This window comes from Finegoldia sp. BIOML-A1 (assembly GCF_009678325.1).
Classification (GTDB): domain Bacteria; phylum Bacillota; class Clostridia; order Tissierellales; family Peptoniphilaceae; genus Finegoldia; species Finegoldia magna.
Window position 1 is genome coordinate 227740 of the sequence record NZ_WKZF01000002.1, and the last position, 14725, is coordinate 242464.

Here is a 14725-nt window from a genome sequence, read left to right on the forward strand (position 1 = left end):
TAAAAAAAGCCAAACACCTGTTTGGCTTTTGTATATAAAGTAGATTTTAGTTATCTTCTTCGATTTCTTTTAATTTTAAATCTAATAATGCACCTAAATCACTGTTAATCAAAGTTTCTTCACTTGATTCTGGTTTAGTTTCTACTTTTTTAGGTTTAACTTTTTTAGGTCTTGGCTTTCTTTCTGGTTTTTCAGGTTTTGGTAATAAAGCTTTCATACTTAAAGCTATTCTTTTCTTTTCAGGATTGATTTCTAAGATTTTAACTTTAACTGTATCACCAATATTTAATTCATCTGATGGTTTATCAACGTGTTCATTTGAAATTTCAGAAACGTGAACTAAGCCTTCAATTCCTTCAGCTAATTTAATAAAAGCACCAAAGTCAACTAAGTTTACAACTTCTCCTTCAATAACATCCCCTTCGTGATTGTTTTCAACGAAAGCGTCAAATGGTTTTTGTTGTAATTGTTTCAAGCCAAGTGAGATTCTATTCTTTTCTCTGTTAGCTTTAAGAACTAAAGTTTCGATTTCATCTCCAACTTTTAAAACATCTTCTGGGGATTCAATTCTATTCCAAGAAATATCTGAAATATGAAGTAAACCATCTACTCCACCTAAATCGATAAATGCACCAAAGTCTGTTAATCTTTGTACCTTACCAGTTATTATTTCACCAACAGTTATGTTTTCCCAAGCCTTATCTTCAATTTCTTTTTGTTCTGCTTCTACAACAGCTCTGTGAGATAAAACTAAACGTCTCTTCTTTTCATCTATATTCAAAACTTTACATACCAAAGTTTCTCCTACATATTTAGATAAATCTTTTACAAAGTGAGTAGTTACTTGAGAACCTGGTATAAAAGCTCTTACATTATCAATTGTAGCTATTAAGCCGCCTTTTACTACTTGTGTTACTTTTGCTTCTACAGTTGAATCATTATCAAAACTAGAAACTAAATTCTTCCAGTTTTTAATTCCTTCAACTCTTTTTGTAGAAAGTACAACATTTCCTTCTCCGTCATCTAGCTTAATAACGTAAACTTCGATTTCGTCGCCTTGTTTGTACAAATCCTTAGGTAATTTACCTTCTTCTGTTGATAATTCGTCTAATTTAATAATACCATCAGCCTTATAGCCAATATTAACCATGACTTCATCATCTGTTACATAAATAACTTCACCCTTTACGATTTCTTTTGGGTAAATCTTATTCATGCTTTCTTCTACTTGTTCCATAAAATCCTTGCTGTAATTATCCATTAAATTTACAACCTCCTCAATAATCCAAGCCGGTGTGGACGCACCAGCTGTAATACCTAATAATTTAGATTCAATAATACTATCATCGATACAAATATCCTTGTATGTTTCAATTCTTAAAACTTTTTTGCAATTTTGTTTTGCAATATCATACAATTTATTTGTGTTAGAACTATTCAAGCCACCAATCACAATCATACAATCGACATTCTTAGAAAGCTCTAAACAAGCCATTTGTCGGCTTTTTGTAGCCCCACAAATAGTATTATCTATCACAACGTTAGTATTACCTCTTACTATTATATCAGAAATTTCCAAAAATTTCCTCTTTAAATTAGTAGTTTGTGAAATTACATATAATTTTTCACCTTTTATTTTTTTTGCCTCATCAATTGAGTTAACAACTTCAACATTATTTTCGACTTGTCCTTTCATCGCTATAATTTCCGGATGATTTGGATCTCCAATAATAATAATTTTGTAACCTTCTTCGTGTTTTTTATTTATTTTTTCATAAATTTTTAATAGTGATGGGCAAGTTAAATCTACTAATTTGTATCCATTATTTTTTATTTCTTCTTTTAATTTTAATGTTGCACCGTGAGATCTAATAAAAATCGTAGAGCCTTTCTCAGCTTGAGTATAATCGTCTATCTGTTTTATACCCAAAGCTTCTAATCTTTTACATTCTTGTTCGTTATGGATAAGCTGACCCAAAGTATACTTTAATTTTGATGGGTCATTTTCAATTATCTCTATTGCTCTTTTAACTCCATAACAAAATCCCGCATTTTGTTGTACTATTATATTCATCAATTCACCTTGTAAATATTTTCGTATATAGCTCTAGTTATTGCTTTATTTCTTCTATCTTTTGAAACATCATCAAAACTTGATATAGCTATTTTATCTCTTACAAACACTTCTACTTTTGATCTGAACTTATAATTAGAATTTATGAATACTGGGATAACATCTGCTCCTGCTCTTGACGCAATCATAGCAACTCCTGTTTTCATATTTTCTTCACTAACTGTTTTTACTCTTGTTCCTTCTGGAAATATTCCCAAAACTTCATTGTTTTTTACAAGCTTGATAGCGTCTTTTATCGTTTTAATATTTACATTATCTCTATCAACCGGAAAAGCTCCAAACTTGTTTAGTAAAAAACCTAGAAATTTATTATCAAATAATTCTTTTTTTGCCATAAATCGTATGGGTCTCTCAAAAATTATCGCTAATAAAATTGGATCCCATAAATTTATGTGATTTGCACAAATAATTAAAGGAGTTTCAGGAAGTTTCGTATTTCCATGAACAACTAATTTGTATCTTATTTTAAATACTATTTTCAATAAAAATCTTGCAAATCTATAAAACATTTCTACCTCTAATTATCTCTATTATTTTTTCAACAACTTCATCAATATTCATATCATCAGAATTTATATAAACAGCATCTTCGGCTCGTTTCAAAGGAGCATATTTTCTATTTTTATCCTGTTCATCTCTTAATTTTATGTCTTTTAGAATCGTTTCATAAGATGAATCGTCTTTTTGTTCGTTAAATCTTCTTTTGGCTCTAACTTCGGGTGATGCATCCAAATAAAACTTGTAATCAGCGTTCTTTAGTATGTTAGTACCAGCATCTCTTCCATCAATAATAATCGCTTTGTTGCTCGCAATCTGTCTTTGAATTTCAACTAATCTTTCTCTTACAGAATAATATGTTGAAACTTTTGATGCTGTCATAGATACATCATTAGTTCTTATTTTATCTCGCAAGAATTCGCCATCAACTTTAATCTTAGATGATTCAAATGTTATGTCCAAATTGTTCAATACATGCATGACCGCTTCTTCGTCTTCCAAATTTATATTTTTCTTCAAACAAAAATAAGCAAGAGAACGATACATTGATCCCGTATCCAAATACTCAATGTTTAATATATTTGAGATTAATTTACAAACTGTTGATTTGCCAGATCCACTTGGTCCATCAACAGTAACAGAATATACGTCATTATTAATCAATTCAATATAAACATTATCATCGTCATTTTTTCTGAGCATTCTTGATGAGATCAAAATATTTTTATTTGTTTTAATTAATCTATCGTCGAAAATTTCTTTCATAACTCTAGGCGTCGATATCAATAATATGTCAAAATTTTTGTCTTTGATATATTCATTAATATCATCATAAAGTTTTGATTCGTTTTCGTATTTGATTTTTTTCATATATTTATCCCCGCTAAATAACCCGTTGAAAAAGCAAATTGTAAGTTAAATCCTCCTGTAAAACCATCAACATCAATAATTTCTCCACAAAAATACAAATCTTTTACAAGTTTAGATTCCATTGTGCTTGGATCAATCTCATTTACATCGACCCCTCCAACACTAATAATTGCGTAATCAAGCTTTTCATTTGATACATAAGTAAAATCGAAACTTTTCAAAGTTCTTCTTAAATTATCACGTTCAGATTTTGTTATTTCATTTACCTTTTTATTTGGATTTATATTTGCAGATTTTAAAATTGGGAGTATCAATTTTTTTATCGTTATTTTACTTATGGCATTTTCAATGGTTTTGTTTTGATTTTCGCTGAAATCTCTTAAAATCCTATCATCAAGTTTTTGATCTGTCAATCCTGGTTTCAAATCTATCGATATTTTAATGTCACCATTTTTATTGCACAATATACTTGATAAAGTAAGTACTAAGGGACCTGAAATTCCTTTTCTTGTAAAAATCATTTCACCTATATCATTGAATATCAATTTCTTATTCAAATAACATTTTAATCCGACGTTTTTAAGACTAACACCTTCTAATTCTTCTACATTTTCTTTTAAAATAATTGCACTTAAACCAGGCTTCATTTCATGAATAGTGTGACCTAGCTTAATTATTTGATTGTAAAGTGATCCATCTGAGCCTGTATTTGGATATGATTTGCCACCACATGCTATGATTACTTTATCAAATGCATATTCATTAGTACTTGTAGTAAGATAAAATTTGTTCGATTTATAGATTTTATTCACCTTTTCATTTAAGTGTAAGTTTACATTCTTATCTTTCAAAATTTTTTCAAATACTTTTATCACATCTGATGATTTATCACTCTTTGGAAAAACTCTATTTCCACGTTCTACTTTTGTTTTAAGACCATTTGAATTAAAAAAATTTATGACTTGTTCGTTAGTAAAGTCATAAAATGGGCTGTAACAAAAATATTTATTTGTATTAATATTTTCAATTAATTCTTGTATATCACATGAATTGGTAATGTTGCATCTTCCTTTCCCGGTAATGAACAATTTCTTACCTATTTTTTCATTATGATCAAAAATATGAATTTCATATTCATCTTTAATGAAGCTTGCAGCCATTAATCCTGCTGCACCTGCTCCTATTATCGCTACATTCATTATTTAATCCTTTCAATTAAGCAAACAAAAGGGGGATTGTTTATTTGATTTATAAAATCGTATCTAATAACGTTGAATTCTTTTTGGTTTAATTTTTGAAGATATGCGATTATGTTTATACTTTCTTCAAGTCCTGGCTTGTGTCCAGGATAGAAAGTAATAACAACTTGACCTTCTGTGCTTAGTACTTTCAAAAGTTTTTCTAAAGTTTTAATTATAGTATCATAATCAGTAGTTATTTTTTTATCTCCACCTGGAAGGTATCCCAAATTAAACACCACAAAATCAATTTTCTGATTAATATATTTGTCAAAATTTAGATGAGAATCATTAATAACTTTTAAATTATCAATTTTTCTAGCATTATCGATACAACTTTTTTGAATATCAAACGCATAAACTTCTATATTTTCGTTTATAGATAGCATTTTGTATGAATCATTCCCGTTTCCAAATGTCATATCTAAACAAATTTTTGAAGTCGGAACTTTATCCTTCATCAATGAATCAACTAATATTTTCGTGTTATTATAAATCATTGCAACTTCCTCTAAAAAGTAAATTAAAGTCTATCTTACCCTGATTTGAAAAAAATGATTTTACTAAGCCATTGTTATCATAAAACTCTTCAATACCAAAATCTCTCAAATTCATTCCTATGCTTTTTAAGAAAAATAACTTACTTGAATCATCCTCTTCTAATTTAAAATCTGAAATATTCGCTCTTGTGCCTTCTGTCGTAATCAGAGAATATCCTTTTGGTTTTAAGTCGGCAATATATATAAAGCAAAAATTCCCCACGATTTCTTCCATCTTTAGGTTAAATTTTTTTAAAATTTTTTCGTCTTTGTTATTTGCAAGTCTTACTTCTATCATATTTACCTCTTATTAAATCCAAATCTTTGCCTTTTAACAATACATATTCTCCACTTTTTAAATTATCTTCCATTTTGTAATTACCAATTTGAACTCTTTTTAAATCTAAAACCGGATGATTTATATAATCAAACATTCTTCTAATTTGTCTGTTCCTACCCTCATAAATAGTTACCATGTATTTTGTATTGTCTTTTACATTGGCAATAAATTCTATATTTGATTTTTTTAATTTATAACCATCTAATATTATTCCATTTTTTAATTCTTGTATTTTGTTTTTGGTTGGTTTACCTTTAACTAAAACCTCGTAAACTTTTTTATGCTCAAATTTAGGATGAGTTAATTCATAAGTTAAATCACCATCATTCGTTAATATTAATAATCCATGAGAATCCTTATCCAAACGACCAACTGGATAAACCCTTGTATTAGATTTAATTAAATCAACAACTTTTTTATTAGCGAATTTATCCTTAACTGTTGAAGTATATCCAACAGGTTTATTGATAGCAATATAAACTTTTTCTTCTTTTTTTCTAATTTTCTTACCTTCAACTTCAACAATGTCACCATCATTTACTTGATACGATAAATCTAAAAGTATTGTCCCGTTGACACAAACTTTTGAGTTTTTGATTAGTTCATCAGCCTTTCTTCTAGAACAATATCCACTTTGCGCGATTAACTTATTTATTCTCATTTTCTTTTTCCTTAATAAGTTTTTCTATTTCGTTTAATTTAGGAAGATCTTCCAAAGAATTAATATTAAAATAATACAAGAACTCATCTGTAGTTCCGTATAATATAGGTTTTCCGATTTTATCGAGTCTTCCGACTTCTTTTATTAGATTTTTTTTAGTTAAAGTGTCAATTGATGAACTAGATTTTACTCCCCTTATTTCATCAATTTCAATTCTTGTTATTGGTTGTCTGTAAGCTATAATCGATAAAACTTCCATGGTGGTATTAGTTAATCTTGTATTTTTATTTTTCACAAAAATTTCTTTTAAAAATTCGTAGTATTCTTTTTTCGTTTGAATTTGGTAGCTATCGTTGATGCATCTGATTTCCAGAGAAGTGTTTCTATATTCGTATTCTTTAATTAAATCATCGAGCATATTTCTAGTTTCTTTTTTGCCAAGGTTTATAGCTTCAGATATTGAAGAAATATCTAATGGTTCACCCCATAAGAAAAGTAAAGATTCAATTTTATTTCGAATAATTTTATCTTCCATAATTACCTCATTAATATTTCCGTATTACCCTCATTTTTTACAACTTTTAGTATGTTTGATTTTAATAATTCTAGTAAAGCTAAAAAAACAGATATAACTTCATTTCTATTGGTCTTTTTGGATAAAAAATATGAAAAACTATATTTGTTATTTTTTTCTACCTTCCACAATATATCTTCAATACAATCTTCAATCTTATATTCTTCTGCTTCTATAATTTCTGTTTCTTCAATGACAATTCTATTATCTACCTTATTTAATATTTCTAACAAAGTTTCAGATAATAAATTAATGTCAGGAACAATCAAATTTTCTTTTTCAGATTGATAAACCGATAAATCCTCTTGAATTTTTCTAAAATGTTTCGATGAGATGTTTTCTAATTCAATCAATTGTTTAGAGATTTCTTTAAATTTTTTATATTCTATTAATCGTTGTTTAATTAAATCTTCATCTATCTGATCATCTTCATCAAAATCATTTTTGGGTAATAATTTTTTTGATTTTATATATAACAAAGTAGAAGCTAAGTAAATGAAATCAGTCAAATCTTTAGTAGAATGATTTTTCAAATTCTCAACTTCTTCAATGAATTTATTTGTAATTTTTGCTAAATCAACATTTTCTATATCAATTTTTTCTTTTTCAACCAAATTTAATAAAAGATCCATTGGACCGTTGAATTCTTCAGTTTCAATAATTAAACTCATAGTGCAATTGCTAACCTTAAAAACTTATCAATTATAAATGATGTTATAGGCGTTAAAACTTTACCCAACACACCTGAAAATATTAATATAAGCAATATAAAATAAGTGTATTTTTCATATTTTGCCATAAAATCTAAAAATTTTCCTGGGAAAAAAGCAGTTATAACCTTAGAACCATCTAAAGGTGGAACGGGTATTAAGTTAAATACAGCAAAATACACATTGTATACAATAAATAAACTCAAAATTTCTGATACTACAGGATTTACATGAGAAAATTTAACATATAAAAACGAAAATATAAGTCCTAAAATTAAATTTACTGTAACTCCTGCAATTGAAACCAAGAACATCCCTAAATGTCTGTTCCTAAAATTGTATGAGTTAATTGGAACTGGCTTTGCCCAACCAAACTTGAATAAAATCAAACTAATTGCACCTAATGGATCAATGTGATCAATAGGATTGAAGCTTAATCTACCCATGCTTTTAGCCGTATTATCACCCATCCAGTAAGCAACATAACCATGAGCAAGTTCATGGAGAACAATAGTTGGAAGTAATACAAGTATAATTATAATATAATGATTTATCGTTTCTAGCATTTACTCACATTCCTTAAAAAATATAGAATTCCCATAATTGTCTTCCCGTCAACAATAGCTCCGTCCTCTATCATTTGCATTAATTTTTCTTGTTCGATGAGTTCTATATTTAAAAATTCGTCATCATCTGCTTCTAGTTCGTCTCTGAATAATTCTTCAGCCAAAAAGAAACTTACTTTTTCATCACTAAAACCTGGAGAAGAATATGCATCGAACAGATAAGTTAAATTTTTGCAATTATAACCTATTTCTTCTCTCATTTCTCTTATCGCTGCATCTTTTGGTGTTTCGTTGTGTTCAATTAATCCTGCTGGTAATTCCATTAGTTGTTGGTCAATAGCTTTTCTATATTGACTAACGAAAAATAATTTATTATCTTTTACTGCGATTATGCACACAGCGTTTGCGTGCTCTACAATTTCTCTTTTGGAGTATTTTCTATTTGGAAGTTCAACCGTATCTAATCTGAGGTTTAAAATTCTTCCCTCATATATCATTTCACTCTTTATAGTTTTTTCTTCATAATCCATAATTATCTCCTATCATTTTTTAATTCATTTGCTTGATTGATCATTAATTTTGCTTGTTCAATTGTAGTTTCTGTGATGTTTATTCCACCGATCAATCTAGAAATTTCATTTACCTTTTCTTCAGGAGTTAATACTTTTAAAATTGATTTTGTTTCGTTATTACAATCAATCTTTTCAATTAAAATGTGATTATCGCTCAATGAAGCTATTTGAGGTAAATGACTTATTGAAATCACTTGCTTATCTTTTGATAAATCAATAAGTTTTTCACCTACTACCAATGCCGTCCTACCACTAATTCCAGTATCAATTTCGTCAAAAATAAGAGTATTGATATCTTCAAAATCTGATATAACTGACTTAAATCCAAGCATAATACGTGAAATTTCTCCACCAGATGCAATAGATGCCATTGGTTTTAAATCTTGTCCTAGATTTGTTTTAATTAGAAAATCCAATGAATCATAACCTTTTTCATTGAAATCAGAAAGCTTTTCAAATTTGACCTGAAAATCAGCATGTTTCATATTCAAATCTTTTAGATTTTGAACAATCAATTTTTCTAATTTAGAAACAATTTCTTTTCTAATTTTATGAAGTCTATCTGATAGTTCAAGCCCTTTTTTCTTGTCTGAATCAATTAAGTCCTTGAATTTTCTTTTATTTTCTGTAATTTCATTCAGTTCTTTAAGTCTACGTTCCAAATCTTTTCTAAATGAAATTATATCATCAATAGATTTCCCGTATTTTCTCTTTAAATTTGTAATTATTGCTATTTTATTTTCTAAATCATTTAATTTAAACTCATCTTGATAAATGCTTGATGAATACGAACTAATCCTTGAAAACAAGTCGTCCATCTCATAATAAATCTTATCCAAATCTTGCTTAAAAGAATTCACTTCATTATCAAACTCACAGATTGAGTCCATTTTGCTTAAAACAATATTAAACATAGTGTTTATATCTTGTTCATTGTAGTTTTCATCTGAATACATGTTTAATATTTCACCGATATTATTTTTAATCAAATTAACATTAGATAGTTTATTATACTCATTTTCAAGTTCTTCTTCATCTAAGTTCTCAAGATCTATTTGTGATATTTCTTCAATTTGATAATTTATTATATCGAGTTGTCTATCCTTTTCTTCATTCGAAATATTAAAACTCTTGTACGCTTTTTTGTATTCTGTAATATTGTTAAGAATTCCTCTTAACTCAGTTTTGATTTTAAAAGTTTCTTCCTTATCAAAAGAATCAATTAAATCTAGATAAAAATCCTTGTTCAATAGTGATTGAGTTCCATTTTGTCCATGAATGTCAACAAATTTACTCATTAATTCATTTAGTGTGTTAAGCGTGATTGATCTATTGTTTAATTTATTTATACTTTTTAAATTAGTATCTACAATTCTTGAAATTATTATTACTCCATCTTCAACATTGTATCCCATGTCTTCTAAAAATTTAATTTTAGAATTATCAGCTATTGTAAATGTCGCTTCAACAATAGTTTTTTTTGAAGAATCTCTGATAAAACTTTTGTTAAATCTTTGTCCTAGAAGAAGTTCAAAAGCTTCTATCAAAATTGATTTTCCTGAACCAGTTTCCCCAGTTATGATATTAAGTCCATCTGTAAAATCGACATTGATTTTGTCAATTATCGCAAAATTTTCTATATAAAGAGAATTTAACATTTTTTTACCTGATGATTGATTTGATTTCTGAAACTAATTTTTCCAATCCAGATTTATCTTCAACAGTTATATAAATAGTATCGTTACCTGTTAAAATTCCTGCTATATTGTCTAATTTAGCGTTGGTAATTGCCATACCACATACTGTTGCAGTGTGAGATATTGTTTTAATAATTACCATATCTTCATTATGCTTGATAGTCAACACAGCAGATCTGAAAATCTTATCTAATCTTTCGTTTAATGAATCGTGTACAGTGTCAATTATTGCATAATGATATTCGCCTTCTCTAGTTTGAACTTTTGATATTCTTAATTCTTTTATATCTCTAGAAATAGTAGCTTGTGTAGCTCTAACTCCATGAGCTTCTAAATAGTCAGAAAGTTCTTCCTGAGTTCTTATTTCATTTTCTTCTATTAAGTCTAGAATTAATCTTTGCCTTGTGTATTTTTTCATATTTCTACCTCAATTTATTAAATGCTGTCTCCACAACATCCTTGAATTTTATATTTTTATTATCTAAAGTCGTAATATGGATTAAATACTCTATATTTCCACTCTTACCTTTTATTGGACTATGTGTCATCTCAGAAATATACAATCCTTCATTATTTAGATAATTATTAATATCATTTATTATAGATAAATGTTCCTTTTTATTATTAATTATATGATTTTTTGATTTTAATTCAAACTGCGGCTTTATCAAAAATATCATTTCGCCATTATTTTTTAGCATTTTAACGGCATTTGGAATAATCATTTTCAATGATATAAAAGATACATCGCATACTATCAAATCAAATTTCGGATACTCATCTACATTAATATTTCGAAAATTTGTATTTTCGAATAATTTAACCCTGCTATCCTGTCTAAGTTCATCAACCATTTGATTATCACCAACATCAATAGAATAGACTTCCTTTGCATTGTTTTTTAATAAAACCTGAGTAAATCCACCAGTAGATGAGCCTATATCTAAGCACAAATTATGCTTACCTATGTTAAATACCTCAAAAGCTTTTAAAAGCTTTAAAGCACCTCTCCCAACGTATTCAGTATGTTCTTTTACTTCAACTTCATCAGAATTTATCTCAAGTGATGGTTTCTTTACTAGATTACCTTTATAATAAACCAATTCATTCTCAATCAAAGATTTTGCCTTTGTTCTAGAAGACGCAAATTTGTTTTCGCACAAATACAAGTCGATTCTCATATTAATATTTCCTGTCCAATAATTTATTTGTAATCTCAATTAAAGGTCGTGAATTATCAATATCTTTAATGCATTCTATAGCTCTTTGAGAATACTTATTTGCATCATCAATGCCTTTATCTTTTCCAAAAATAGTGACATAAGTTTTTTTGTTAATTTTTAAATCATTCTCATAATCCATAATGTCATCAATTATTTGAAAAGCCATTCCTAGATTAAAAGCATAATCTTCTAGTTTTAATAATGTATTATCGTCAACCCTACTTAAAATTCCAGAAGATACTGTAGATGCTTTAAGTAAATTACACGTTTTTTTATCGTAAATTTCAATAATATTTTTTTCAGAAATCTCACTGTCAATATCCAAAAGTTGACCTTTTATCATGCCAAAACAACCTGATTTCTTTACGATATAATTTGCACACTTTGCGTCAATTTCGTTCTTAATCGATTCAGATAATACTTCAAATGAATAATTTAAAAGTGCATCCCCTACTAAAACTGCAATATCTTCTCCGTATTTTTTATGAACCGTTAACTTCCCTCTTCTATATTCGTCATTATCCATACATTCTAAATCATCATGCACTAATGAATAATTGTGAATTAATTCTATGGCAATAGCGTAATTTACAGATTCAGTTATCGATTCATTAAACATTTGATAAGTTAACAAAAACAAAAGCGGTCTTAATCTTTTTGCATCGTCGTCAACAAGAGTATATCTCATAGCTTCGCCAATTTTATCATCGGAAAATTTTAAGTCTTTTAATGAAGTGTTTATTAAATTTATAATTTCCTTACTATTCATTATCATCACTTAAAAGCATGTTTATCTGGAAATCTTCTTCTTTGTTATCTTTAATCAAAGTCATTTTGCCTTCTTGTTCTTTTAAAATAGAACTTAATCTCTTGTGAAGCTTCATGCCTTCTTCGTATAATTTTATATTTTCTTCAAGACTTAGCTCTCTGTCTTCCAACTTTTCAACAATGTCACTTAGTCTTTTTAATCCTTCGTCATATTCTCTATATTCATTCATTGAATTTCTCCTTATTTTGAACAAGTGTATCGAGTTTACCGTCTTTCATAATTAAGACAATATTGTCATTTTCCATAACATTATCAACAGAAGAAATACTCTTATTATTCTTTAATACTTTTGCATATCCCTTCTCTAAAATCGTGCTAGGATTCAAATGCAATAGGTTATTTTTATATGAATCTAAAATCAATTCTTTGTAATTAATATTTGAGATCATATTCTTAATCATTGTTAATCGAATTTTATTTAGTTTTTCTATTTCTAAAGATAATAACTTATCTGGCTTCAATAGATTTAATTTGTGATAAATATTTAATTCTTCATTGTATTTATCTTGTAAATTCTTCCTATAAGCTTTTTTTAAGCTATCCTTCAAAAGTTGAAGATTATCCATGTGTTCTTTAATAATGTTTTTGGGACCTAAAAATTCCAACTGCTTACCATAATACTCTAATTCTTGATTTTCATCTTCAAATCTTCTTATCAAAATTCTATTAATTTTAGCGTAGCTTTCTTGTAAAAAATATTTTAATTCATTAAAATCAGCAGTGGCTAGTTCAGCAGCTGCTGTTGGAGTAGATGCCCTCAAATCCGCTACAAAATCAGAAAGCATAAAGTCATTTTCATGACCAACAGCACTTATGATAGGGGTTTTTGAATTATAAATAGTTTTTAAAAGATTTTCATCATTAAATGAATTTAAATCCTCAAAACTACCACCGCCTCTTCCTACTATAAGAGTATCTAGATTTTTCTCATCCATATATTTAATGCCTTGTATAATAGATTCTGACGATTGCTCTCCTTGAACAACACAATGATATATCAAAATATCGCAAATAGGATATCTTCTCTTTATTGTTCTACAAATATCATTCACGGCCGCTCCCGTAGAAGATGTAATCACGCCAATAGCTTTAGGATATTTAGTTATAGATTTTTTTGTTGATTCCGAAAAAAAGCCTTCTCGTTCAAGCTTTTCTTTTAACTCTAAATACTTTTGAAAAAGGTCTCCAGTGCCTGCTTTCTTACATTCTTTTACAAGAAGTTGATAAGTGCTTGATCCTTGATATGTTGTTATGCTCCCTCTTAATTGAACTTTGTCTCCATCTTTTAAGTTTATAGTTTTTGCAAGAGACATTGTTTTAAAAATCATACAAGAAATCAATGCTTTTTCATCTTTTAATCTAAAATAAACATGTCCTGAAATATTTTTATTAAAATTTGAAATCTCACCTTCTATCCACACATTGGATAAAATTGGATCTTTCTTCAAAGTATTTTGAATATAATCAGAAATCTCTTTAACACTATAAACTTGCATTTTCTTTTCTCTTTAATACAGAGCCTAATATGCCGTTGATAAAACTGTATGATTTTTCTGTAGAATATTCTTTCGCTAATTCAACGGCTTCATTAATTGCAACACTATCTGGTGTGCTTTCCACGTATAGAATTTCGCAAACACCAACTTGTAAAATCGATAAATCTAGTTTATTAATTCTGTCCAAGTTCCATTGTTTTGTGTTATTTTCTATAATATTTACTATGTCATCAATATGTTCAATAAAATTTAATACAATTTCTTTGAAAAATACTATATCATTTTTATTAATATTCTGATATTTACAAAATTCTTCAATTCTATTTTTATCATAATCTCCATTCATATTCATTTCATAGATTAATTGCATTGCGCTTTTTCTAGATTGTCTTCTTGACATATTTCCTCCAAGAAAATAACCCTCTGATAAGAGGGTTACATTAAATACTTATTTTCTCACAAACAACATCTACATTTATGACAACTAACCCAGTCATCATGCCGATATTTTCTTTTATTTTCTTTTGCACCTTATAGCATACATCCTTGATGTTATAATCAGAATCTACTTCAATATGGGCTCTTACATTTACAGCATTGTCAAGAATTTCAATGATTACTGATTTTTGAGCTCCTTTTTGTATATTTACTTTTTCTGATTGTGGTGTCATAATAGCTTTTACACCTTCAACTTCCATGCAAGCTTCTGCTGCAATAAGTGAAATTATGTCATTAGAGATCTTAACAGATCCGTTATTAAATTTATTATCCATGTTAT

General features: G+C 27.9%; 19 protein-coding genes. All 19 read right to left on the minus strand.

The window, feature by feature from the left end; all coding sequences use genetic code 11:
- Nucleotides 1-46 precede the first annotated feature (46 nt).
- Genes GKG00_RS03405 through GKG00_RS03495 form a run of 19 tightly spaced genes read right to left on the minus strand, consistent with a single transcriptional unit; the run spans nucleotide 47 to nucleotide 14720 of the window.
- Nucleotides 47-2074 carry a bifunctional 4-hydroxy-3-methylbut-2-enyl diphosphate reductase/30S ribosomal protein S1 gene (locus tag GKG00_RS03405; RefSeq protein ID WP_154254266.1) on the minus strand — a complete coding sequence of 676 codons (2028 nt, stop codon included), beginning with the start codon at nucleotides 2072-2074 and terminating at the stop codon, nucleotides 47-49.
- A complete protein-coding gene (locus tag GKG00_RS03410; RefSeq protein ID WP_154254268.1) occupies nucleotides 2074-2643 on the minus strand; it encodes a lysophospholipid acyltransferase family protein in 570 nt (189 codons plus the stop codon). Before GKG00_RS03410 ends, GKG00_RS03405 begins: the two co-directional genes overlap by 1 nt.
- Nucleotides 2633-3502: a (d)CMP kinase gene (cmk, locus tag GKG00_RS03415; protein WP_110058002.1), complete on the minus strand. Its 870-nt coding sequence runs from the start codon at nucleotides 3500-3502 to the stop codon at nucleotides 2633-2635. The genes GKG00_RS03410 and cmk overlap by 11 nt, the downstream gene beginning before the upstream one ends.
- Nucleotides 3499-4701 (minus strand): NAD(P)/FAD-dependent oxidoreductase, encoded by a 1203-nt coding sequence (locus GKG00_RS03420; RefSeq protein ID WP_154254269.1) that lies wholly within the window; start codon nucleotides 4699-4701, stop codon nucleotides 3499-3501. Before GKG00_RS03420 ends, cmk begins: the two co-directional genes overlap by 4 nt.
- Complete coding sequence (locus GKG00_RS03425; RefSeq protein ID WP_154254271.1) at nucleotides 4701-5240, minus strand: class I SAM-dependent methyltransferase; 540 nt, start codon at nucleotides 5238-5240, stop codon at nucleotides 4701-4703. The genes GKG00_RS03420 and GKG00_RS03425 overlap by 1 nt, the downstream gene beginning before the upstream one ends.
- Nucleotides 5230-5577 (minus strand): hypothetical protein, encoded by a 348-nt coding sequence (locus tag GKG00_RS03430; protein ID WP_154254272.1) that lies wholly within the window; start codon nucleotides 5575-5577, stop codon nucleotides 5230-5232. The genes GKG00_RS03425 and GKG00_RS03430 overlap by 11 nt, the downstream gene beginning before the upstream one ends.
- On the minus strand, nucleotides 5552-6280 hold the full coding sequence (locus tag GKG00_RS03435; protein ID WP_154254273.1) for a pseudouridine synthase: 729 nt from the start codon (nucleotides 6278-6280) through the stop codon (nucleotides 5552-5554). Before GKG00_RS03435 ends, GKG00_RS03430 begins: the two co-directional genes overlap by 26 nt.
- Nucleotides 6267-6815 (minus strand): SMC-Scp complex subunit ScpB, encoded by a 549-nt coding sequence (gene scpB, locus GKG00_RS03440; RefSeq protein WP_154254274.1) that lies wholly within the window; start codon nucleotides 6813-6815, stop codon nucleotides 6267-6269. Before scpB ends, GKG00_RS03435 begins: the two co-directional genes overlap by 14 nt.
- 2 nt (nucleotides 6816-6817) lie before the next feature.
- Complete coding sequence (locus GKG00_RS03445; protein ID WP_094207193.1) at nucleotides 6818-7525, minus strand: segregation/condensation protein A; 708 nt, start codon at nucleotides 7523-7525, stop codon at nucleotides 6818-6820.
- On the minus strand, nucleotides 7522-8130 hold the full coding sequence (locus GKG00_RS03450) for a site-2 protease family protein (RefSeq protein WP_094207194.1): 609 nt from the start codon (nucleotides 8128-8130) through the stop codon (nucleotides 7522-7524). Before GKG00_RS03450 ends, GKG00_RS03445 begins: the two co-directional genes overlap by 4 nt.
- Nucleotides 8124-8660 carry an NUDIX hydrolase gene (locus GKG00_RS03455; protein ID WP_094205744.1) on the minus strand — a complete coding sequence of 179 codons (537 nt, stop codon included), beginning with the start codon at nucleotides 8658-8660 and terminating at the stop codon, nucleotides 8124-8126. Before GKG00_RS03455 ends, GKG00_RS03450 begins: the two co-directional genes overlap by 7 nt.
- A gap of 2 nt (nucleotides 8661-8662) precedes the next feature.
- Nucleotides 8663-10360 (minus strand): DNA repair protein RecN, encoded by a 1698-nt coding sequence (gene recN, locus GKG00_RS03460; RefSeq protein ID WP_154254275.1) that lies wholly within the window; start codon nucleotides 10358-10360, stop codon nucleotides 8663-8665.
- A 4-nt stretch (nucleotides 10361-10364) separates the two neighbouring features.
- Nucleotides 10365-10817 (minus strand): arginine repressor, encoded by a 453-nt coding sequence (gene argR / locus GKG00_RS03465; RefSeq protein WP_002836519.1) that lies wholly within the window; start codon nucleotides 10815-10817, stop codon nucleotides 10365-10367.
- Nucleotides 10818-10821: 4 nt separating this feature from the next.
- Nucleotides 10822-11619 carry a TlyA family RNA methyltransferase gene (locus GKG00_RS03470; protein ID WP_241673645.1) on the minus strand — a complete coding sequence of 266 codons (798 nt, stop codon included), beginning with the start codon at nucleotides 11617-11619 and terminating at the stop codon, nucleotides 10822-10824.
- A complete protein-coding gene (locus GKG00_RS03475) occupies nucleotides 11582-12391 on the minus strand; it encodes a polyprenyl synthetase family protein (protein WP_154254276.1) in 810 nt (269 codons plus the stop codon). The genes GKG00_RS03470 and GKG00_RS03475 overlap by 38 nt, the downstream gene beginning before the upstream one ends.
- A complete protein-coding gene (xseB, locus tag GKG00_RS03480; protein ID WP_002836523.1) occupies nucleotides 12384-12620 on the minus strand; it encodes an exodeoxyribonuclease VII small subunit in 237 nt (78 codons plus the stop codon). The genes GKG00_RS03475 and xseB overlap by 8 nt, the downstream gene beginning before the upstream one ends.
- The gene (gene xseA, locus GKG00_RS03485; RefSeq protein WP_154254277.1) at nucleotides 12613-13947 is read right to left on the minus strand and encodes an exodeoxyribonuclease VII large subunit; all 1335 of its coding nucleotides are present in this window, start codon (nucleotides 13945-13947) and stop codon (nucleotides 12613-12615) included. The genes xseB and xseA overlap by 8 nt, the downstream gene beginning before the upstream one ends.
- Nucleotides 13934-14347 carry a transcription antitermination factor NusB gene (nusB, locus tag GKG00_RS03490; RefSeq protein ID WP_094205749.1) on the minus strand — a complete coding sequence of 138 codons (414 nt, stop codon included), beginning with the start codon at nucleotides 14345-14347 and terminating at the stop codon, nucleotides 13934-13936. Before nusB ends, xseA begins: the two co-directional genes overlap by 14 nt.
- A 40-nt stretch (nucleotides 14348-14387) precedes the next feature.
- A complete protein-coding gene (locus tag GKG00_RS03495; protein WP_002836527.1) occupies nucleotides 14388-14720 on the minus strand; it encodes an Asp23/Gls24 family envelope stress response protein in 333 nt (110 codons plus the stop codon).
- Nucleotides 14721-14725: the final 5 nt, after the last annotated feature.